The sequence below is a fragment of the Bacteroidota bacterium genome (assembly GCA_016718825.1).
Lineage (GTDB): Bacteria > Bacteroidota > Bacteroidia > J057 > JADKCL01 > JADKCL01.
On sequence record JADKCL010000006.1, the window covers coordinates 272193 to 295197 of the forward strand.

The 23005-nt window shown below is 50.4% G+C and carries 15 protein-coding genes; 7 read left to right on the forward strand and 8 right to left on the reverse strand.

The window, feature by feature from the left end; translation table 11 throughout:
• Together IPN95_09425 and IPN95_09430 are read left to right on the forward strand one after the other, a co-directional pair.
• Positions 1-924 carry a hypothetical protein gene (locus IPN95_09425; protein MBK9449622.1) on the forward strand — a complete coding sequence of 308 codons (924 nt, stop codon included), beginning with the start codon at positions 1-3 and terminating at the stop codon, positions 922-924.
• 45 nt (positions 925-969) lie between these two features.
• Positions 970-2415 (forward strand): glycosyltransferase family 39 protein, encoded by a 1446-nt coding sequence (locus IPN95_09430; protein MBK9449623.1) that lies wholly within the window; start codon positions 970-972, stop codon positions 2413-2415.
• 25 nt (positions 2416-2440) lie between these two features.
• On the opposite strand, the gene IPN95_09435 is transcribed toward IPN95_09430, so the two are convergent.
• Positions 2441-3169: a polyprenol monophosphomannose synthase gene (locus IPN95_09435; GenBank protein MBK9449624.1), complete on the reverse strand. Its 729-nt coding sequence runs from the start codon at positions 3167-3169 to the stop codon at positions 2441-2443.
• Positions 3170-3433: 264 nt separating this feature from the next.
• On the opposite strand from IPN95_09435, the gene IPN95_09440 reads away from it, so the two are divergent.
• Entirely contained in the window at positions 3434-4303 is an 870-nt protein-coding gene (locus tag IPN95_09440) for a hypothetical protein (GenBank protein ID MBK9449625.1), read from the forward strand.
• A 184-nt stretch (positions 4304-4487) separates the two neighbouring features.
• On the opposite strand, the gene IPN95_09445 is transcribed toward IPN95_09440, so the two are convergent.
• The gene (locus IPN95_09445) at positions 4488-6326 is read right to left on the reverse strand and encodes an ABC transporter ATP-binding protein (GenBank protein ID MBK9449626.1); all 1839 of its coding nucleotides are present in this window, start codon (positions 6324-6326) and stop codon (positions 4488-4490) included.
• Between the two features lie 126 nt (positions 6327-6452).
• Here IPN95_09445 and IPN95_09450 point away from each other — a divergent pair, with 126 nt between their 5' ends.
• Both IPN95_09450 and IPN95_09455 read left to right on the forward strand, forming a co-directional pair.
• On the forward strand, positions 6453-7877 hold the full coding sequence (locus IPN95_09450; protein ID MBK9449627.1) for a ferritin-like protein: 1425 nt from the start codon (positions 6453-6455) through the stop codon (positions 7875-7877).
• A gap of 3 nt (positions 7878-7880) precedes the next feature.
• Positions 7881-8822, forward strand: coding sequence for a hypothetical protein (locus IPN95_09455; GenBank protein MBK9449628.1), 942 nt, complete (start codon positions 7881-7883; stop codon positions 8820-8822).
• Between the two features lie 306 nt (positions 8823-9128).
• On the opposite strand, the gene IPN95_09460 is transcribed toward IPN95_09455, so the two are convergent.
• On the reverse strand, positions 9129-9536 hold the full coding sequence (locus IPN95_09460) for a hypothetical protein (GenBank protein MBK9449629.1): 408 nt from the start codon (positions 9534-9536) through the stop codon (positions 9129-9131).
• A 163-nt stretch (positions 9537-9699) separates the two neighbouring features.
• Here IPN95_09460 and IPN95_09465 point away from each other — a divergent pair, with 163 nt between their 5' ends.
• Together IPN95_09465 and IPN95_09470 are read left to right on the forward strand one after the other, a co-directional pair.
• On the forward strand, positions 9700-12570 hold the full coding sequence (locus IPN95_09465) for a histidine kinase (GenBank protein MBK9449630.1): 2871 nt from the start codon (positions 9700-9702) through the stop codon (positions 12568-12570).
• On the forward strand, positions 12563-13333 hold the full coding sequence (locus IPN95_09470; GenBank protein MBK9449631.1) for a response regulator transcription factor: 771 nt from the start codon (positions 12563-12565) through the stop codon (positions 13331-13333). The genes IPN95_09465 and IPN95_09470 overlap by 8 nt, the downstream gene beginning before the upstream one ends.
• A 521-nt stretch (positions 13334-13854) precedes the next feature.
• Here the strand turns inward: IPN95_09470 and IPN95_09475 are convergent.
• The 5 genes from IPN95_09475 to IPN95_09495 all read right to left on the reverse strand — a co-directional run bounded on the left by IPN95_09475 (position 13855) and on the right by IPN95_09495 (position 22743).
• Positions 13855-14301: a hypothetical protein gene (locus tag IPN95_09475; protein ID MBK9449632.1), complete on the reverse strand. Its 447-nt coding sequence runs from the start codon at positions 14299-14301 to the stop codon at positions 13855-13857.
• A gap of 232 nt (positions 14302-14533) precedes the next feature.
• Positions 14534-16336 (reverse strand): hypothetical protein, encoded by a 1803-nt coding sequence (locus IPN95_09480; GenBank protein MBK9449633.1) that lies wholly within the window; start codon positions 16334-16336, stop codon positions 14534-14536.
• Positions 16337-16434: 98 nt separating this feature from the next.
• Positions 16435-19689 (reverse strand): hypothetical protein, encoded by a 3255-nt coding sequence (locus IPN95_09485; GenBank protein MBK9449634.1) that lies wholly within the window; start codon positions 19687-19689, stop codon positions 16435-16437.
• 433 nt (positions 19690-20122) lie between these two features.
• On the reverse strand, positions 20123-21358 hold the full coding sequence (locus IPN95_09490) for a hypothetical protein (protein MBK9449635.1): 1236 nt from the start codon (positions 21356-21358) through the stop codon (positions 20123-20125).
• 641 nt (positions 21359-21999) lie between these two features.
• Positions 22000-22743, reverse strand: coding sequence for a hypothetical protein (locus IPN95_09495; GenBank protein MBK9449636.1), 744 nt, complete (start codon positions 22741-22743; stop codon positions 22000-22002).
• Positions 22744-23005 lie beyond the last annotated feature (262 nt).

Consider the following 23005-nt stretch of genomic DNA (forward strand, 5'->3'; position numbering starts at 1 on the left):
ATGAAAAAGGTACTTGTGGTCGGTGACGCAGAGCGCGTAAAGGAGTTCAAAATGCTGAATTTGCAGCATGCAGAGGTCACATATCATGAATACGCGAGTTTCGATTCGATGGAATTGGACTGGAACAGCGAAAGTACTTTTGGTGAAGGCGCGGAGGATGAAGACGAGGACGAAGATGACAACGAACTTGTTTTTGGTGAAGCCGTTGATGATGAGGAAGATGATTTGATTTTTGTCGAGGAAGACGACGACGAGGAGGGGGAAGAGGCCGACGACGAAGGTGGCGATGAATATGTGTTTGGCGGACGATGGGAAGATGACGACGATGATGAGCATGACGATTCGCCCGACACCGACGGTTATGACATCATTTTCGACTTGAATTTTGATGATGACGAGAGTTCGTTTGTGAACTATCTCTACAATGAAGGGCAGGTGGTGATCGCTTGCGCTGTCAAAAAATCATTGGCAGAGATGGTCAGCGGATTCGAGCACATGGATTGCAAAATATTTGGAATGAATGCTTTGCCAACGTTTATTGATCGGCCAAAGCTCGAAATGAGCATGATCGAACGGGCAGATCACATGATTCTCGAGGCAACGATGAAGACCCTCGGACTCGAATACGAACTCGTGCAGGATCAGGTCGGAATGGTCACGCCGCGTGTCGTTTCCATGATCATCAACGAAGCGGCTTTTGTCTTGGGCGAAGGTACAGCCACCGTCGAGGCGGTGGATCAGGCAATGAAACTCGGGACCAACTATCCACAGGGACCGTTTGAATGGTGCGACAAAATCGGCGTTTGGAACGTTGTGGAGGTGATTGAAGCACTGCACAAAACCTACGGAGACGGAAAGTACAAACTGGCACCTGCCTTGCGCAGGCAGCGTGACTTGGACTTGCGTTTCTATCCGCAGCCCTGATCTCGGCCATTTGTTTAAATTGGTCTTGTGAAATGGAATCCGTCAGTGAAAATTCCGCAACGGCCTTGGGTGCTCGCTTTGGTTGTTTTTGCAGTCAATCTCCTGCTCAAAGCACTGTTTTTGGGCGCACAGGACATTGCCCTTGACGAACCATTTACCTTGTTTTGGGCACAGCGTCCTCTCGGTGATATTCTGGAACTTGCAAAAAACGAGAACAATCCGCCGCTTCATTTCCTGATTGAACATATCTGGATTCGCTTTTTCGGAATCGGGCCGTTCAGCGTACGCTTCCCTTCCTTGATTTTCAGCAGTCTTTGTGCCGCGACGGTTTTTCATGTCGGGCAGCGTCACTTTGGTTGGGTTGCCGGCGTCGGGGCAAGTTTGCTTTTCACCTTCTCCACGGAGCAAATCTATTATTCCCACGAGGCAAGAACCTATGCCTTGCTGAGCCTGCTTGTCGCTTTGTCGATCGGTAGCTTTCTACAGATTTTGGACGAGCCACGACGTATTCGGCCCTATTTGCTTTTGGGCATCTGGAATATCCTGTTGATTTATAGCCATTTTCTAGGAATTTGGGTGCTCCTCCTTCAGGCAGTATGCGTGTTGGCGGTTCAAGAGCGCCGCGTTTTAATTCCTCGTTTTCTGGTGCTTTATCTGGCTATTCTCCTTGCTTATGCGCCCAATCTTTATGCCTTGCTGATGCGCCTCCGGTCTGTGGCGGCAACGCCGACGTGGGTGCCCAAACCGCATTGGACCCAGCTTTATGGCCATGTGAACATTTTCTGGAACGGAAAGTGGGCCACGATCGCCTGCATTGTGGTGGTGATCATCGGGTTGGTATTGACTTTTCGCAACGGCGGTAAAGGCCAATTTGCTGGCGACCGAAGGCAATTGCGCAAGGCGCTCATTTTGGGTGCGATGTTTGCCGGCATTTACCTGGGCATCTATATTCAATCCTTGGTATTCACACCGGCTTTCATTCCGCGGTATCTCAGTTGGGTTTCCGTTCCATTTTTCATGGCGGTTGCAGCACTCTTCACCTTGCTATTTGCGGATGTCCGGTGGCGAATGGCCGGATTCGGGTTGATTGTGGCTGCGATGCTCCCGGGTTTCAAGCTGAATCCGGGGAATGACCGGGCTGTGAAGCCGATGGTGGAGTTTGTCAGGCAATCCATGCAACCCGGGACAATTTTGATCATTGCCCCCGACTATTTTGACAAGACCTATCTCTATCATGCCGACCTTCCTCTGTTCCAGGATTATTTGCACTGGCAGGAGAAATTTGCTGCAAAGGGCATTTTTCCAGTCAATGGCTTTTCATCCCTGCCAACCCAGGCCTTGGCCGCGGCGCAGCGGGTCGTGCTCATCGATGCCGATATTCAGTCGGTTTATCCGCAAAATGGGATTCTTGATGGCTTGAAAGCAGATTTTCAAGTGAAACAGGACCAAAATTTCGAAAAGGCGATGCGGGTTTATGTGTTGGAAAGGTAGGGATTCAGGCTGAATTCCTTCGTCGTCACTTCCACTTCTTGAAAAGCGAGCTCCATTTGATTTTCAGGACGCCAAAGAAGGCTTCGTTGAAAATCTTGCCACTCATCTTGCTTTCACCGCGTTTGCGGTCCGTGAAAATGATCGGCACCTCCTTGATTTTGAAGCCGTATTTCCACGTGCGGAATTTCATTTCGATTTGAAAGGCATAGCCCACGAAGCGTGGCGGCTCTTGCAAAATCTTCTCCAATACGCGTTTACGGTAGCATTTGAATCCCGCAGTGGTGTCGTGCACGGGCATCCAAGTCACGATACGCACATACACGCTCGCATACTTGCTCATAAGTACGCGCCCGCGCGGCCAATTTTCGACGCCGCCGCCTTTGACATAGCGCGAACCGACCGACAGATCAAATCCATCCTTTTCACAAGCGGCCAAAAGGCGTGGCAAGTCATCCGGATTGTGGCTGAAGTCACAGTCCATCTCGAAAAGGAATTCGTAGCCACGCGCCATTCCCCAGCGGAAGCCATGCACGTAAGCCGTTCCAAGGCCTTGTTTTCCAGCGCGTTCCTCGATGAAAAGACGATCGGGATATTCCGTTTGAAGGCCCTTTACGATCGTCGCCGTCCCGTCTGGGGAGCCGTCATCGACAATGAGCAAGTGGAAAGGCTGCGGGAGCGAAAACACTTTTCGCACCATCAGCTCCACATTTTCCTTCTCATTGTAGGTCGGTATGATGACCAAGTACTGGGACATGCGCCAAATATAGGGCAAAAAACCTTGCTGCAAAATCCAATCAGCTACCAAGGTCCTTCTACATCAGGGCAAATTTTCATGGCCTGTTTCTTTGACGAAATCCACTGAATTCTTTCCCGATGCGACTAATTCGAATTTCGGAACAATTTTTTTTGAATTCCTGCCGTATACATTCCTGAACTACGCCCCCTGCTAAGGTTGGATGTTTTGAATGGATAGGCAATTTCTCGCGGAATATGCCTGAGAGAAAGGATGGACAATAAAATGAACAGGTATTTTGAAAGGATTCGCTTGTTTTTGATCGGTTTGGTGTTCCTTTTGGGAGCAGGAAGCATGCATGATGCCCAAGCAGCATCGTCACGGGACGTTTTTCACCGAACTTATTTTTGGCATTTTGACGGTGAGAGCTACGTTTTGGAATATGATTTCCCTTGGGAGACCTACCATTTTTACCAGGAAAAGCAGCGTGTGTTTCACAACTATGCCGTCTATTCCTACGAAAATCCCCATTATTCCTTGTTGCCTGACTTTGTTCGCAAGCTGCAGTGTTTGGCCGATGAATCCCTGATGGACCGGGAAACGACGCTGCGATTTGTCATCGCTTTCGTGCAACAACTTCAATATCAGCCTGAACGCGGTGAGTACCCCAAATTTCCGGTCGAAACGCTTGCCGAGCGGGGTGGAGATTGTGAGGACACGTCCATTTTGCTTGCAGCGATGCTCCGCGAATTGGGTTATTCGGCGATTCTGCTCAATCCTCCTGGTCATATGGCGGTTGCGGTGGCCTGTGACGACTGCAATGGCGCTGCACTTGATCAAAATGGCCTGAAATATTACTATGTCGAAACGACGGCAGCAGGCTACGCCATTGGCGAAGTTCCCGAGGATTATAAGTTCTCCAACGGAAAGGTGCATACCTTGGCGGTCACCCGCGACGACCTTTGGGTGCTCAACGCCTTCGTTCCCAAGCGTGCCTCCTCTGGTTTGGTCTATTTTGTGAGCGAAGACGCCGGTACCGCATTGGCTACGTCGCAGCGCGGAGAACCGGTAAAGGCCACGGCCACCCTCAAGACCGTTGACGTCGCTGGAAAAGTGAGCAAGTCCAGAAGTTATACTGTCGAGCAAAATTGGTAAAATGACCGCGTCGGGGGCGCTATGACCACGCGGTGTGTGCGCCCCTGACGCTGGTTCTGTCCTATGTTGTGTGGTAGCGTCGGGGGCGCTCACACCGCTTTTGGGTAGCGCCCCTTGGGTAGCGCCCCCGACGCGGAAGAAGAAGGTGTGGGTAGCGCCCCCGACGCGAAACTGAAACTGTATCTCAAACCGCAACGCTCGCGTCTGCAAATTGCAGGGTGTAGAGCCTGCGGTAGAGTCCGTCTTGCTCCAGGAGGCTTTGGTGGTTGCCGCGTTCGACGATTTGGCCCTTTTCCATGACGAGGATTTGGTCGGCTTTTTGGATGGTTGAGAGGCGGTGGGCAACGAGGATGGACGTGCGGCCCGCAAGGACCTTGTCAATCGCTGCTTGGATCATTTCCTCGGATTCCGTGTCAATGTTGGAGGTGGCTTCGTCCAAAATGAGGATGCTCGGGTCGAATGCGATCACCCTGGCAAATGCGATCAATTGCCGTTGCCCTGCGCTCAGGGTCGCGCCGCGCTCCTGCACGTTGTACATGTATCCGCCCGGGAGGTTTTCAATGAATTTGTCAGCTCCTACGACTTCTGCCGCGCGTTTGGCCTGTTCCAGCGAAATGCCCGGATGGTTCAGGGTGATATTCTCATAGACCGTGCCCGAAAACAAAAAGACATCCTGCAAGACCAAACCGACCAATTGCCGGAGTTGGCTCAATTCGTAGTCGTCGATGTCGTGGCCATTGATGGCGATTTTGCCACGGTTGATTTCGTAGAAGCGGGTCAAGAGGTTGATAATGGTCGATTTGCCGGCTCCGGTCGAACCCACGAATGCGATTTTCTGCCCCGATTGGACTTCGAAGCTCACATCCCGCAACACCCAATCCTGCTCGGTATAGGCAAACCATACCTTGTCGAAGGTGATTTGCATGTCGCTGCCTTTCGGAGGGGCCATCAATGTGCCTTCATTGGGGATTTTGTCATCTTGGTCGAGAATCTTGAAGATCCTTTCGGCGCTGACCATGCCCAATTGCAGCGTATTGAATTGATCCGCCAACATGCGGATCGGCCGGAAAAACATGTTGATGTACATGAGGAAGGCCACCATGACCCCGAAGCTCAGGTAGTCGTTCAAGACGTTGCCGACGCCGTACCAGACAAGCAATGCCTGCGCGAGGGCCGTGACGACTTCGACAACAGGGAAGAAGATGCTGTATGCCGTTACCGAACGTTGATTGGCCTGTTCGTGCTCGCGGTTGAGCTGCTCGAAGCGGTCATATTCGACCTTTTCGCGGTTGAAGATTTGAATGGCCAACATGCCCGTGATATGCTCCTGCAAAAAGGCATTCATCAGACTCACGTACTTCCGCACACCCTGAAAGGCAGATTTGACGGCATTTTTGAAGATCCAGGTCGCGACAAGCAGGACCGGTACGCTCGTGAGGACCACGAGGGTAAGTTTCCAGCTTGTGGCAAACATCACGGCAAAAATGAAAATCAGCGTGAGCAATTCCTCGAGAATGTGGGCAATGCCTTCGCTGAAAATGTCATTGAGGGTTTCGACGTCGCTGATGGTCCGCGTTTGGAGCATTCCCACGGGATTTTTGTCGAAAAAGCGCAGGTTCATCCCCGTCAGGTGATCGTACACCTTGATGCGAATGTCCCGAATGACGGATTGCCCGAGCCAACCGGTCAGGGATGTGAGCAGGTACATGATGGCTGCGCGCACAAGCAAGAGGCCCAAGGAAATCAGGATCCAAGTGCGGACGCCTGCGACGTTGCCTTGGAGGGTCGGCTTGTCGAGAATGTGCTGAAATACCCAGGGAATGAGCGGGGAAAGGGCTGCGCTGATCAACGTGAGCGAAAGCACGAGGATAAACCGCCCTTTATAGGGACGTGTGTAGGCGAAGAGCCGCTTGATCAGCGCCCAGTCAAATGCCGAACCTTTGACGGCCTCCGGAGATTTTTTCGCTTCTGCCACACTTCTTTTTTCGCCCCGCAAAATTAGCGGAATTCTGTGTAGGAACATGGAAAATGCAGGGAATGTTTTGTTGAATTTGTGGGCTACAATTCGTCAGGATACTGCTGTGGCGTTTGGATGTTGGTCGGGAATCAACTAGATTGGCTCTCCAATTCATCCAACTAAATACCTTTTATGAGTAGCAAGGACGCTATTTCGCAGCCCCGTGCTGAAATTCAGAACCGTGCGGATCTGATTCAAGCGCTCACGGTTGCTTCGCAGCTCGAACACGGGCTCATGCTGATGTACCTTTATGCGGCATTTTCCATGAAGTCATTCCCCGAGGAACTGACGCAAAACGCTGAACCGGAGGTCCTTCGCAGCAAGCTTCGCAATTGGGAAGCGGGCATTTTGCGGGTGGCACGTCAGGAAATGGAGCATCTCGGGTTTGTCTGCAACATGCTTTCGGCGATTGGGGGCAATCAGTATTTTGACCGGCCCAATTTCCCGCAGCCCAAGCAGTTTTGGCCGGTGAAGCTGCCCATTCAACTGGAGCGGTTCAATGTTTCCTCCCTGCTGCGGTTCTTGGCCTTCGAAAAGCCACAAAACCTGAAGGATCCCGACATTGATCCGCTGCTCAAACTTCAGACGACTGCGCTCAAATCCTCCGCACAGCCCATCGAATTGCGGTTTTCCTCCATCGGGGACTTGTATGGGCAGATTCGAAAGGCATTTGCAACCCTTCCCGAAGACCAACTGTTTGTCGTTCCAGCCAAGGAACAAGTCAACAACGACACACTTTTTGGTTCGGGGAGCATGACCAAACCCACGTATGACATGTTCATTTTCAAGGTATGGGACCGCCAAAGTGCGATCAATGCCGTGGATGAGATCATTGAGCAGGGGGAGGGGACGCTTTCGCCAGGGACTTTGAAGGTCAGCGATCTCGATCCCAACTGCCATTATATGCAGTTTCGGAAGATTTTTGAGGAATACATCGGCGGATTTGGCCGGATGAATCCCCCGCAGCCGGTTTTTGAGGGGGCGCGGAATTGTGTGCGCAACCCAGCCTGGGAATTGCATCAGGACACGATCACCATGGAAGTCTTCCGCGGGGTCGATCCACAACCCGAATTGTCGGTTGCCGTGGTGACGCATCCTTGGACCCGCGAACTCATGGGCATCGCCAATACCGCCTACGAATCGCTGATGCAGATGCTCGTGCGCCTGTACACATACGCGGGGGACACTCCTGCGGAGATCGATGGCCTCGTGCAGACGGTGTTTTTCCCGATGATGACCATGGCGATCAGGCCGCTGTCGGAATTGGTGAGTCTGCTGCCGGCCTTTGCGGATGGCAAGGGAGGTTATACTGCGGGTCCCGGCTTCGAATTTTTCCGCACGATCGGCTTCCTGCCCCATAAGCCGGCAGCCTGGATCACGATTCACGAACGGCTTGCTGAAAACGCCGCCAATTTTGCGGAGGCGGTGAAGGTTGTGCCGCCCGAGGTCAAAAAACTGCTGGAGCAACAAGGCTACCGGCCCGATGTGGCCCTGCCTTTCATTCAGCAAAACCTGAGCCGCATTTCCATGAATTTTGCCACCTATATGAATCTCTGAGCCATGTCTGTGATCACACTCAACTTCGAAGGATACGTTCAATGCCGCCTTGCCACCGATCCCGACCCGACCGACGAACGGCGCGGGGTGAGCGGCTATACTTTTGCCTTGCCGGGCGAACCCGACCTGGATTGGACGATTTATACGCAACCCGGCAAAGGCGTCGTGGAACGCATCGGCGTCACCGACCGCAAAGTGGGCGTCAAAGTCACCAGCGGATTTTGTGGAACGGAACCGATCCAAAAAGGGCATCCGCTGTTTGAGGCGCCGCTGTTTCTGGATGATGGGCCGCGGTTTGAGGAGCGCAATTATATTGTGACGAAGGAGACCTTCGGGGTCATCGCACCCTTTCACCTGCGCGTGGCGGGCAAAGGCATTGAAATTCGGCGGTGGATGGATTATTATCCGGGAAAGCCGCTCGATTTTCCGTTGATGGAGACCCCGCAATCGATTTTGCGTCCCTTCACTTCGACGTTTACGCCCGGTTATCCTGCCTGCCCGGCCTTGTTGGGTCCTTCGCAGGACCCATCGGTGTACCGTGCGCAGCGGCTCCGGACTTTGGAGGACATTCGCAGTCGCAGCCGTCTCACGCCCGAAGGATTGGCGGCCATCAACAAACGCATCGATGAACTGCGCATCGACGATCCCCGCGACCGCCGCACGGGGCAATTGCTCAATGCGACGATCTTCGATTTCCAAGTGAATGGTCCGGCGGCGGTCGCCCTCGACAAAACCCCGCTCACCTGGCTCAACGGGAAATTCGGCGACCCCAAAAAACTGCAACAATGGACATACCTCGACCCGAGCAATCCGATGATGCCCTGGCCGATCAACTTCTGGATGGGCAGCTGGGATGCCGACAGCCTGACGTTTTACATGGGCGGCACGCTGAAGGTGTATGATCTTGGGGCTGGGTTTGAAGGCTGGGTACGGGGATTGAAGTAGGGGGGAGGCGTGTCAATTGTCAATGCCTAAAAAACGTTGACCGTAATATCTCCCTTCTATCCTCGGGATTTGCTAAACGCTATCATCATGACCGATCGTCATACCTTTCTGTCATTATACTCAACAGATCGCAGCGAGCGAAATGGGCGGCTGCCTTTCGTTTTTATCCGCAGCGTGTTGCCTTCGGAAGGGAACTCAGTAAGTCAATTACCCAAAAAGGAGCCAAAAACAAAAAGAACCTCTGTGGAGAGATTCTTTTCGTAGTTGGTAGAAATTAAATGATTTGGAGATGCAAATGATCTTTGCTTACTCCAACTCTGCCTTTACGGCTGCATGACCGGAAGATGCGCCTGGGCCATTCGTGTTAAAGACGAACCTGTAAATCCAAATGTCCCCGTTGGTGGTCTCCATTGTGATTTTACCAGGTCCGCCGAGGGCCAAAGCGACGAAGCCTTGTCCGCCGCCAGTCCATTGGTTTCCTGATGAGGGACCCATGGGCAGGGTGACATTGGTGCACACACGGCAGTCCATACCGCTGGACAACGTGATGGCCATGGAGACCACGTCATTTGCACCAGGTCCGGCGAGGTTTACATTATAGTTTACCTGGTCGCCGTTGATGTCGCGTTGCACAAACACGTGGTTGATGCCGTTTTGCGCGAAAGCAGAAGCAGCGAAAAGCAGAAGTGCGAAAATTGCGATGTACTTTTTCATATCAAGATAATGTTGATCGTTTTACTTACAGGCAAAGTTCGGGAGCTCGTTTGGCTCCGGCCTTACCATTCAGCAATTGAAGGCTACCGTTCAGCAATTGCTTGCGGGGAAAATTAGCCTCATCCTTGTCCCTTTTTTTTGGTCCAAAAATTTAAATTGCAGCATGCTTTTTGGGTGGAGGGTGATTCTTTGGTTGATATTTGCGGGTGTTCCCGCCGGCTTGTTTGGGCAATTCGACTTGAACGCCTACCCCATCTCGGTGGCCGAAGGGCTGCCATCCAACACCGTTTTCGACATTGTACAGGATTATCAGGGAGCAATCTGGGTCGGGCATGACCGTGGAATTTCCCGTTACAATGGACTTGGGTTTCAGCATTTCAGTGTTCCAAGTACAGAAACAGCCTTGGCGGGGATTGCACCCTGGGGAAACGACACGGTTTTCGCACGAACCTTCAGCGGTGAAGTTGCCTTGATCAATAGCAATAGACTGCGCATGCAGCCACAGCTCAAACGACCACCGCCTAGTCTTCCCACGTTTTATTTTAATCATTCTGCACGTGTTGCCAATTGCGTTTCGGAACTCTATCAAATCAGTGCCGATTTGCAAGCAAAGACATTGCGTTTTCATTCCTCCTCAGACAGTGTAGAGATATTCGAAGCCATCCTGCAAGGAGACAGCCTGCTGTATGCCTATGCTGCGGTGAACGGGATCACGAGCCTGATCGAAATTTCACTCAAAACGGGAACTTTCTCGCAGTTGCTCCAATTGAAAACCTATGGGAGAGCAAGTGTTTTTATGCTCAGGGGACTTCCGCATGTTTTCTTATACGACGAAATGGATATTTTTCAAATCAACGAAAAGAAGACCTTCGCTGTCGCAAAAGGGGCATTGGACCCTCGCATCAAGATTACGCGCATTGCGGCTATCAACGATTCTGTCATTGCAGTCGGGAGTTACAGCGGTCTATTTTTGCTGGACGAAAAAGGAGCATTGATCGGCCAATATTTTCATGATTATCAAATTTCAGCGATACACGCTGATGAGGAAGGAAACCTGTGGTTGGGCACATTGAAAGACGGTTTGATGGTCGTGCCCTCCATGCATTTGAAGCGTCTGGACATGAGCCGTTTGGACCGAAGAGCCAAGATTTCTTCCCATGCCTTCACCGGTCGGGACTCTGCTGTTTTGGGAAGCATGGATGGCCGGATATTCTGGCTGGACGAAGGCGGGGTTACCTATAGGTCTACAAAACTTCCCCGCAACGGCGAAATCCAGTCTTTTTTTGCAGAATCATCTGGCAAATCGTTGTGGGCATTTTGCGATGGACTTTTCCAAATCGACTGCAAGACGGGAAAAGTATTGGATTCGATCGCGTTGACCTCCACCAAAGTGATCCGCGTGCATGGAGATGCCCTCTTTTGTGGAACTTCCCGAGGGCTTTTTCGCATTTCAGGCAAGCAGCAAACCACGTATATCGTGCAGGAGTGGATTTTGGACATGGAGTTTGACACGGCGGGTAACCTGATCGTCTTGGCGCGTGGAGGTTTGTATTCAATGAATCCCGACAAGGCCGGTTCCACGCCGCAACAAATGAAAATCAAAGGCTTGCCTAAGCTGGCCGGAACGCGCCTTCAACCGCTTCCAAATGGCAGCTTGGCACTTTTGGTACCCCGATCGGGATGCTACCTCATCCAAGGAGACAGCGCAAAAATGATCATAGACCTTTCTCAGGCACCTTGGGCGGAGATCATCCAATTCACAATTCATGAAGGTGTTTTCTATGGGGCTTCGCGTGACCGGGTTTGGGTGCATGATGGCAAATGGCGCGCTTTTGACCAAACCAAGGCTGTGCTGGAGAATGATATCCAGGGGGTGGAGTTCCGGGACGGAAAGTTGTACGTGGTTACGCCACGGTCCTTGCTGCGAATAGATCATTTTACACCCTTGCGTACGGTTCAGCCACGTTTATATGTGCGCAAGGCAGCGGGCAGTTACCATTTCTACAACGGAAAATGGTCATCCCGCCATACCGGTAATTTTGTCCAGCTGGAAATAGAAGCGCTTCCAAGCATCAGCAGCAGGGGAGAGATGCGCGTTTGGTACAACCTGCATGGGCAAGACAGCTTATGGCGGCAGGCTGAATTACACGATGGCCTTTTTAGGATCCGATTGGATCGCCTTGAAGCGGGATACTATCAGCTTGCGGTTCGCGCTGAAAATCAAGACGGAATCCACTCCGAGATTTGGACAGTGGGCTTGACTGTGAATCCGCCCTATTACGCAACATGGTGGTTTTGGACGTTGTGTGTCACGCTGATGGCAGCTGCGGTCTATGGCATTCTGCAATGGCGAATCTGGAAGGAAGAGCAGAAAAACCAAGGTAAAATCGCACAGGAGCGCCTCAAAATCCAGGTGCTCTCCGCTGAACTCAAGGCGATCCGCTCCCAGATGAATCCGCATTTCATTTTCAATACCCTCAGTGCGATTCAGGCCAAGGTATTGGCGCAAGATGGGGATGCTGCCTACGATGACCTTTCCACGTTTTCCAAATTGCTGCGCTCGGTTTTGGATTATTCCTCACGGGAATATATCAGCTTGGAGGAGGAGATGGGCTTCCTTCGGAACTACCTCAAACTCGAGTCGAATCGCTTTGGGGAGGCTTTTCAGTACCGTGTTTCTGTGGATGCTGCGTTGGAAGGGGAATGGATTCGAATTCCGGCCTTGATCACCCAGCCATTCGTAGAAAACGCCCTCCGCCATGGTCTGCTCCATCAAAAAGGACAAAAGCAACTCGACATTTCCTGCACAGGGCAGCCGGGTGATCTGCTGATCCGAATTGCTGACAATGGCATCGGACGGGAAGCTGCGGCCAAGATCAATGCGCAACGAACAGAAAAGCATCAGTCCTTTGCCACCCAAGCCATCGAACAGCGCATTTCCTACCTCCGTCAAAGCGGTGGCCCAACGATCACCCTTTCCATCCAAGACCTGAGCCCCGGAACTGAAGTCAAAATCCGAATTCAAGATGAATGACATTTCCCGCACCTTGCGTGCCCTGATCGTGGATGATGAGGCTCATGCGAAGATGATCATGCGTGCCCTCTTGCAACGTGTGGATCCCCAGGTGGAAATCATCGGTGAAGCATCCAACCTGATGGAAGCGGTCGATCTCATCCAATCGCATTCGCCAGACATTGTTTTCATGGATATTGAAATGCCGGGACATTCGGGTCTTGATATTCGGAAATATCTGGGGAGCCCAGTTCAGTTTGCCCTCGTTTTCGTGACGGCTTATGATCAATATGCCATCCAAGCGATGCGGATCAGTGCGATTGATTACCTGCTCAAGCCACTCGATGTGAATGAGTTGCAGGAGTGCATGGTTCGGATTCGTGCGCGACTTGATTTGGATCATGACCAAGACATTCGCTTGAAACTGCTGGAAGATAACCGGAAATCCAATTCACCTGTCAAGATCGCCATCCAAACTTTGACAGAAACCCATTATCTGAACCTTGAGGATTTGATGTACTTGGAAGCGGATGGGATGTACTCCGTGTTTAGGCTTGCGGATCAGAAAATCGTGGCCTCCAAACCCATCAAAGTTTATGAAGCCATGCTCCCGAAAAACTTCTTCCGCATCCACCGCAGCTACTTGGTCAACTTGGATTTTGTAAGGCAATATTCCAGCTCCGATAGCGCAATCGTGGTATTGAAGAATGGAATGGAACTTCCATTGGCGAGGAACCGGCGGGAAGAATTCCTGGAAGCAAATCAGCATAGGGATCGGTTGTAGAGAAGAATTTTTCCTCGGATGGTGCAGATTAAAGCAGCCATAGGTCTTTGGAATTCAAGGAGATCTACTGGGGTATTTCTTACGTTAAAGATTGATTTTAATCCTTGAAACCGGTCAATTAGGTTTGTTTGGTTGAAAGGGGGGGGGGGGGGGGGGTGTTTAGAGCCCATTCACGGGGCTCCGATATGGGGACGGTGTTTTACAAAGTTTGGCCGAAAGTGCCTTACCTTTTGCTTTCCAGGAAAATTTTGCCAGTCGGGACTGCCCTAACAATGAATTTTCCAAATGGGTCATCGCTAGATTGACAATGAGAACTTTGTTTGTGGGCCCCCACCGGGCCCATGAACCGCTTGATGGTGGGGGGCGGTACCTCTGGGAGTACCGCGATGAAATCGGACGCCGGGAAACGGGGCGATTTGAGGTAATGCGGTGAGGAAAGAAATCGCTGCGTTGCTTTTTCGTGTCTTCAAAATATAACCCTCTGACATTCATTCACTCGTTTCCCTTCAGTAAAATTGTGTTCACTGCATATTCTTCGAATAGACTTTGCGCTTGGCGAGATGGAGGTTGAAGTCGTTGAGCTCAATGTTTTCGAGGTTGAATTTGGTCCCGGCATTGGAGATGTTTTCAACTTTGGCCATCGCCTTCCCAATTTTCATGGACGAAGTGGACATTGCAAAATGTTCAAACGCACCGTCATTGATGCCCGCTGTCTTTGTGAATCCTGGCGTTTTGAGATCGGTGAGTGACACCAAAGGGCCCTTGCCCAATGCCGGCGCAACGCCTAGGGAAAGGTTAAACGCAATTTCGCTTTGGTCTTCGGTGTTCCAGGTGTCGGCAAGCGTGGTAGGGTTGGTGTCTCCCGGTTTTGCAGTGTTGGGTTGACCTTGCTTGTCGATCGCGTCCTTCATGTTGACGTGTATGTTGTCTAGTTCGATGCCGAAAGGTTGCGTGCCGAGGAAGTGCATAATTTGACTGAGAACTTCAGCAGGGGATGCGTCCTCAGAATTTTCGGCAGGATCACTTGGTAACGTTGCTTTGAAGATTTGATAGTCAAGCAGATGAGATAGGGAAATTAGATCGCGGCCATTCTCCTCAATCACTCCGTTTGGCCCAAGTTTGTCCATCAGAATTGTATCCTTCAGCAACCCGCCAACTCCCATACTAAATCCTGGAATTCCTATCTCGATTTGGTAGCGATCACCATTTCGTTCTGCTAGAAGGAACTTTCCTGCATTCGAGGTGAGGTATTTCTACGGTAATCCATTGGGTTAGATTCCCTCTATTGAGGGTTTCCGTGGCAACTACGCTTGCTGGGGATTCAATTGCCTCCAACACAGAGATTTTTTCTGAAACAAAGTTGCGAATGATTTTCGAAATCTGAGGTTCTAGCTGATCCAAGGCGGAATTGATATCAATGTAGCCACCCAAATCGTCGCCTGACCACAATGATGGGCTGACTGTTTCGATAGGGACGATTGCTTGTCCACCCATCAATCTGATCTTGATGGTGCCTCCCTTTTCTTTGGCCGGTTTCATTTGATTGAGGAAGTCAAAACGATCGGAAGGTTCGTAATCGTCGATGGTTTTTCCTGCATTTGGATCTGGCAGATTTCGGTTCTCCTCCTTAGCACTGCCCATCTCCATCAATCGCCTGAAATCATTCAAGACCAGGCTTCCACCCGCCACGGAAACTTTGCCGCCCTTGACTTCATTTCCTTCTTCATCTTTTTGCGAAACGGAAATTTGCAAGCCAGTGGGCGTGTCGATCACCGTCAATTCGCCTTCAATTTTGCCGGTCAATTCCATTTCTCCTGCCAATTGTCCGAATTCCCCGCCGCCAAATTCAGTGCCGCTGATTTTCATGCCATTCAGGGTCGGATTGACCGTGCGCAGGGTAGTGATCGCGTTGTTGGTGTAGGTATCGAGCGATGGATCAATCTTTTTGATGTTGACGGAGGTGGAACCAAACGTGATGAAGGGTAAATGTTCTGCCACCTGATTCAGAATGACGCTCATTTCCTCGTTGTGCATTTGGTTGGGCGACTTGTCGCTGTCACATTCGCCATTTTCGTCGCCCATGGCAAGGCCTAAACCTCCATTTTCCAGCTCAATGTTGATTTCCCCTTCCTTCGTTCGTTCAAAGCTGAATTTCCCCGTGTTAATTTCCGGTGACATCAGCAGTTTTTGCAAAATCTCACTTTGCAACTCGGCGGTGAAGGTCGAATGGATATTGTCGGCAGTAATTTTTCCGGTCAGTTCGGCGTTGCTGAGTTTGTAGTTGAGGTCCTTCATCTGAATATTGGTGATCGACGAAGCCTCATGGCCACTCAAATAGATCGAATTTCCACCCGACACAATATCCAATCCGGCAGCGGTGATATAGTCCACATTCAAGGAACGGATGTGAACGGATTCCAAGGCATTGTCCTTCGCTTTGTTGAATTTGAATTCCATATTGCCACGGATGCCGCCGAGGGTCGCGCCTTTGTCATCGACGGTTTTGAGGCTGAATTGGTTTTCTGCATCATGCCAATTGATTTTGCTCACGCGAATGCCATCTGGTGCTGACGCGTTCATCGTCAGCAATCCATTGTCCATCAATTTGCCATCGGCAGAAAAGCCTTGTCCGCTGAGATTGGCGCCCAATTTGGTGGTTTCCTGCCCGAATTTGGGTGCATTTTTCAAGTCGGCGGCTGTGACCAGGTTGTTAAGGTCGTATTCGTAGCCTTTGTCATCTGCCAAACGACCGATGTAAAATGATCCTGATTGCGTGTCTTGAATATGCAGCATCCCGATGATCAACTCGTCGATTTGCGCGGCATCAAATCCTGCCTTGCCATGCAATTTCGTGAATCCGTTCTCGCCAAACGACATTTCTAAACCTGACAAATAAAGACAATGAATATGGGCGCCTCCTTTGATCGTATATGTTTTGCCGCCCACCGTAACCGCAATGTTGTTGCCTTCGAATGCATCAATGTTCAGGAAATCGAGGGTCATGCTGGACGTTTTAATATCAGGAAGTTTTTTGCCCTTTTCGTCGGGTGTATGATTTTTTTGAAAGCTAGTGCGTAGCGTAATCCCTGCGGAAACCCCTGTCAATGTTGCCGGTGTTGTAGCTTTTCCCTCCAGACCTTTGATTTGAAATGAATCCCCGGCGCCCCGTAATCCAAGGAGGGAACGGTGAGCGATGGCACACTGAATCTTAGTGTGGTCGTTTTGTTACTTTTTTCCGTTTCCCATTCGTCCGGGTCGGTGTCTTGTTTTTTGTCTTTTAGAACCTCTTCCGTGTCCGTGGTAAATTGACCAAAGAAGCTTTCAAAATCACCTCCGAATTTGCTTTTGCCATACGTTCCGGTATTGTTTTCTCCTTTGGCATTGTTGAGGCCAAAGGCCATTTCCGTGTGCTCTTTGCGTGCTTTGGGATTGGCGGGATCGACCGTTGTTTGGGAATAATAATCAAAAGTCAAGTCTTCCGCAGACAGCATCCTTAAATCGCCCCCGATCTCTGTGCCAATTTGTGCACCTAACCCCGTCGTGCTAAAATTGTCCGCACTGAAACTCGTTTTGTCATCGGTCATTCCGGTGATATTGAATTTCTTGTCGAATTTGATTCCAGCATTCAAGAGTTTTACGCCGATCAGTGCTGCATCGCCATCGAGCTTAATATCCATTTCACCTTTTTTGAAGTGGATGTTTTGACCAGTGAGTTTTTCTGCTCGCACTTCGCGGAATACGAGACTTTCGGGCTTGATGCCTTCTTTCTTTTGTTGCTCCAGCGTATCGAGGTTCATTTCGATTTTGGCGGTGAGGTTTTGGAGGTCGAGGAAACTCTCTTTAGACGGATTGATCTTGGCAAAGTACATGCCCGGAATCTCGGGCAAGGTGTTGGCGTGCAGGCTAGGGAGATGCGCCGTTAAGGTCCACATGGTGTCTTGCATTTCCAGTTTACCAGCAATCCATCCCGGCAGGATATCGTTGATATTCATGCCATATTGTTTGGCAAATTTGGCTGGTAGACTCACGTTATCGCCTTCGAAATAAAGACGCTCCTTGTTCATCGAAGACGCTGGGAGTTGATCCTTTTGGTCATACAAACCTGCAGTTTCGGCAAGCAAAGTCTCTTTGCGGTTGTTTTTGTCCAATTCGTGGGTGGGTGCATTCAGCTCCATCGCCAATTCGAGGTGGCCTTTGGGAGCAGGCATGTACGCGGGTGTTCCATCGGCCGCGTAGTTGGAGATCAGTTCCAAATCATTGATGGAAGCCGCCACGAACAATTTTCCTTGGGCTTGCTCATCGCGCAGCGCCTGCTGCAGGCGCGTCTTTTTCTCCACATCGGTGGACGAACAAGCTTGGAGTTCAGCTTGAAGCTGTTTGAGTTTCGTTTCGTGCCCTTGCACCTTCAAAGTTTCAGCGGCGATGATTTCCTTGTATTCTGCAAGTTTGGTCTCATCTGTGATTGTACGGGATGCCTTGGCCTCAAGCGCAGCAGCCTTGGCTTGGTAGGTTTCGAGCATCGATCCACCGATTTGAATGCTCGAAGGGCCCAAAATGGCCTTGCGCATCGTGTCACCTTCGGCAGACATGATATTCTCAATGGAGACTGCATCAAAGCTGATATCCAATTTGGAATCCGAAGCGAAGCTGTTCATCAAAAGGCTGCTCAAGGCGTCGCCGGCGCCATAGCCTTCGTTGGGCATAAAAGGGTCGATGGCGGTCATGAGGGAGTTCATGGCGAGAAAAAGCAGATTGCTGACCTGTGTAGACATGGTGAGTATCATGTTCATCCCATAACCACCTGTGACCGCGCCCACATCGTTGATGCCCTGATTGAGGTGAATGTGCAGGCCCTGAATAGAAATCCTTCCCAGAATCAACGAGCTGCTTCCATCCACAACACGCAGGTTCGTGAGCAACAGATCCGCAATGGAAAGGTCAGAACCGACTTCTTTCTTCTTTTTGTCCTTTGTCTCTGGCCCGGAATGATCTACGTCCCAAGTGAATACCCCGTTGATGCCACTCAAATACCCCTCATCCCACTGAAATGCGGAGTTTCCAAGTTCGTAATCCAGTCCTTCAAACGGCAGATTGTCGCTTTGTAAAGTTGCTTTGCCCTGTTGAATTTGTGTGTCGATTTTGCCAGCATTTGGAAAGCGGGAAGGATCCGCGTTAGGGTCAATTCGCAGGCCAACAATGTCCCCTCCAAGGCCTTCTTGCAGTTCGGTCAAGGAAAAGTCCTTGAGGTTGAGGTTTTCACCTTTGAGTAAAGCAAGGTCGATGAGTTGGCCCATTCGCGAGGTACGTGCAAACTCGGCATCAAACGCCGCTTTGTCGAATTTCTTTCCTTGCGCCTTGGCAGCTGCTTTTGCCTCCTTGAGCGATTTTTGATAATCGGGCTTGTTGCGCTTTCTTGCTTGGCCACGTTCTTTGTTGGTACCCAATGCAGCGCTCTTGAGGGTGAAATCAGTGCCATCTTCAATTTTTGCCGGCTGCTGCCAGCCGCCGGGCTTAAAACCATAATTGTCAAGCAAATCTTGATTGTCTCCCGATTTTCTTGCAAGAATGGACTTTTCAAATGTTTCGCCAGGAGACTTCGTTTTACCCGCTGTGAGAATGAAAAGCACCTTTTCCAGAATTGGCAGATGCTTCCAGATCGTTTCCTGCGAAAGATTTGCTTTAATGGCTACTTCGCATTTAGTCGAAAATGCACCTTGAATCGCGATTCCCAGAAGAATGTCCAAACGATTGGCTTCAAAGGTTGAGTCCTCCCAGGTTTGGGGCATTGCTAGCTGTTCCAGTACGAATGAGGAAGATTTTTCGCCTGCGCCGCGTTCAGGATCAAGTCCGAAATTCAACTGCTCCCTGTATTGATGCGGCAGGTTAAAGACCACATAATAAATGTCATTGGAGTAACGACGTAGCATTTCCTTTCGAACATTGTCTTCAACGCCGCGCAAGATTTCGACAATCTTGATGGCTTCCTCCGGTTGGATATTTGAGGTGACGCCCAATTCTCCCCAATTTTTGTTGATGGCAATAATTTTGGCTACGTTAGACGCAATTTCCTTCTGAATATCAGTACGTTTGGTGGTGAAGTCTGAACCAAGCTCCTCTTCGGCGTTGAGATCGTTTTTCATGTCATCCCTCAAGGCCGAGGCAAAGTCGCTATATTCTTGCAAGCCGGCCAAGTATGCAGCTTTTTCTTCAGGATTGGCAAAGGCATCGGCACCCAAACCTTGCAGCAGGAAGGTTACTTGCGCGACTTCGATCTCCTCCATTTTGGTCTTTTTCTCGCGATGATGGTCGAGCCGATTTCTGAGGATTTCGGAGATCTTTTCCTGTCGTTTAGGCAATGCCTGCAAGGTTGCTGCAATTTCTCGGGGGAAGGCGAGGAAGTTTTGGGTTGTTAGTTTGGAGAGGAAGATGGGAAGAAACGAGTTGTTTTCTGGAATGGTCCAAGTATTTACTATTTCACTTCGATTCAGACTAAAAAGAATCTCAAGAATCTCACTTTTATCTGCAACATTGAATTTACCCCTTTGAATAAGATTATTGATTCTTGAATTTTTGTCATCCTCATCTTCACCTGGCCTATTGAATCCTTTGTATCTGCCTGTGGATGAGTTCTCTTCGTCTGCTGAACTTGCAGTAATTGAAAAGGTAGGTGGTGTCATTGTTGCGCCAAATTCCTCCTCCTTTTCCTCATGAAGAGTTGCAGTTTTATTTTGCTTTCCAGGTAGATTGTTTTCGTGGGTGCTCATGAAGTTGTTGTTTTTTTAGAGATTATCAGTTGGCGAATGGATGCAATTGGGATAGTTCTAATTTGAAAATCCACAAAAAATAGAAAGGTTTTTCCCCATATTCATTTTTAATGGCCATTGTGGCGGAATCTGCTTTTTTTCTTGGTGATGTCAAAGGAAAGAATGCTCGGTATGAGTCAAATAACGGCTTGGAATCATAGTGTACTCTAACAAATACAGAGTCTTGTCCGTTTTGGAGCAAATTTACTGTTGGGACCGATTCCCAACGAAGATGTGTCTTATCACTCAGTTCCCTTGATGTGGTTTCTGACACCCATATTGGAATTCCTCCGCAATTGAAACTGATTCTATACTTCTCGTAACAACCATTTTCCCAGTTCGGCTTTTTTTGCTCCACCTCTAAAATCCGCAAGCCAATTTTACTACCAACCACAGGTTTCCCCTCCAGCTCAACCCTCCCAATCCCAACCCGAGGAGCGTTTGACTTTGGCTTATAGAAACTTACCTCGACAAAGGCCTTCCCAGTTTCCCCATACAGTGCATCAGGCAAAAAAAAGGTGAGTTCAGAATTGGATTTTTTGACGAAATTCCAACTGCTAGGATAGTCAGCTGGCATCGGCACAGGATACCTCCCATTGAGCGTCAGTTCTGGTGTCATGCCGCGGTACTCGCCATTCAATTGTAGAAGGTACTCGGGAAATTGATAGCTCAGCGTGATCATTTTCCCTGCCGCGCCCGCGTAGCGCCTGGCCTCTGAACGCACGAACGCAACCTTCAAATCCGGTAGCAGGGTATCCGGAAACAACTGCGGCGTGTAGAAGTACTTGACCGGCACCTTAAATTGGTCAGCTTTGAGCATAAAGTAAACGCGGTCAGAGTCTTGCACCATGGCGTGCGGAATCAAGAAGCGAACGCGTTTGTCTTGGGGGAGAGATTTCAAGATGAATTTGCCATTTCCAGAATCCACAACGCTTTCGGAAAGTGGGAAAACGGTTTCGGGAATCAGCGGTTCGATGTCCTCTCGTTGATTGCCTGCCATGGAGCCAATTCGAGCCAAGGCTACCGTAAACGCCACAAATGGGTTTTTGCTGTCTCTATAGCTCTCGTCGGAAAAATGTCTACGCACGGTCTCCTTTGAAACCGGCCACTCCACCGCCGAGAGTTCCAAGTCTCCGGTCCATGCGGGCAAGCCGCTCAGATCAATTTCGGCTACGAAGCCTGTTCCATAAACTTGTGGTGCATACGCGGGTCCACGATGCACGCGGGTGTCGGTGGAAGGTCATCGACGAGCCTGCTCTTGGGCACTTGCGAAGCTGTTGGCAGCCAATAGGATGCAGACGAATCCCAAAATTCGTCCCAAACGATTGAAAGCTGAAAATGTGTGGCCTTTAGACATCATGCAATCCGATACGTATTCGTGGGGGTGAAGTTAAACACCTTCAAAATGCCGCGCAGCGGGAATGTACAAACGGACTGTCTGGAAGGACGAAGTGGTCGTTTGACTGTACCAACGGGCAGAGGGCCGCTAGCGCGGCGTGTGAGGGTGTGAGGATTTGGCCGCAGCCTTGCCCTTGCCGTTTCTCAGAATGCAGGGCTTACAGAGCTTTCTACTCCCTTGCCCAAAACTCCCACCGTTCAAGGACGAACGGTGCGGATTCTGGATAAACGGACATCCTGACGGACGAACGGGCAGAGGGGCCGCTAGTGCGGCGTGTGAGTGTGAAGTGCGAGAGGATTTTCCACACCGTTGCCCTTACCGCTTCGCGGAACGCAGTGCCCACACTGTGTTTCCACTCCCAGATCTTGACAGTAGCGCGTTTCCAACCCACACACCGCGTGGCGATAGGGGTTGGAGCGCGGTATTTGACAACCGCTTTGCCCTTCCACGCCATGCCGTTCCGCCTACACATTTCCTGTTTCCAGACTTAGCCTTGGCTGCCGCAGCGCTTGCTGATCCTGAATGGGCAAGTTTGGCTTTGGGGCCTTTGGTTTGGGGTCTGCATCGTCGACAAATGGGTCGTGCGGTGGCTTTTCTGAGGATTCTTCATTCGCAGATTGCCAAAGGAGGAAGATGGCCGGGAAAATCAGCCAAATCCAGGGATAGACAAATTGGGAGAGGTAGCCGGCATATTCAATGTCATTGTCGAGGTCTTCAAACCAACGGGATGAATTTCCGCCGTATTCGGTGGCGCCGGCGAGGTTGCCGATGGCTGACATGCAGATGGCAAGAACCACTAAAATACCTAACAAGGCGCCTCTGCGTTGGACAGAAGGCAAACGTTTCAGGAGTTTTTGGTCGAGTACCATGGCCCCCATCACCAGCAAAACTGCCGGACTTAGAATCACGATTGTAGGCCAAAAGCCTTCCAAGTACACCTGATTGATCGCCAACAACCAAGCCATGATTTGAGAAACCACAAGTAGAATTTTTACATACACCACAATCGGCGCGGCGGTATTGCCATCGGGCTCCTGACTCTTCACCGATGTCCATTTTCCCTGAAACAGAAACGCCCATTGACTGACGAGCAGCAAGGCGGTTCCAATCATGCAGGTGAAGAAGGTGATGGCCAAACCTTGCGAAAGGATAAGCCCCAGCAGGAAATAGACCACGCCGCCGATCAAGAAGTAGTTTTTTGCGTTCATGGATTGGGTGAATTCGAATCGCGTGCTTTGGAGTTTCGTGCGTGTACGGGGGAGACTCGAAAGGGTTGGGATCGGCGGTTGACGGTTTGTGACAATGGTTGGAGGCTTGCGGAGGCTGTGTTCTGCTTTCAGTAAAACGAAGAAAGCGTCCCGCTCGCGTGACAGATGTCGGTCGCAATGGTCGTGAGGTTTTGGGTAAAGGTTTTCAAGCTCGTATTTTGATTCGTGATTTTGTCAGTGTGAGCAGAGGGCCGCTGACGCG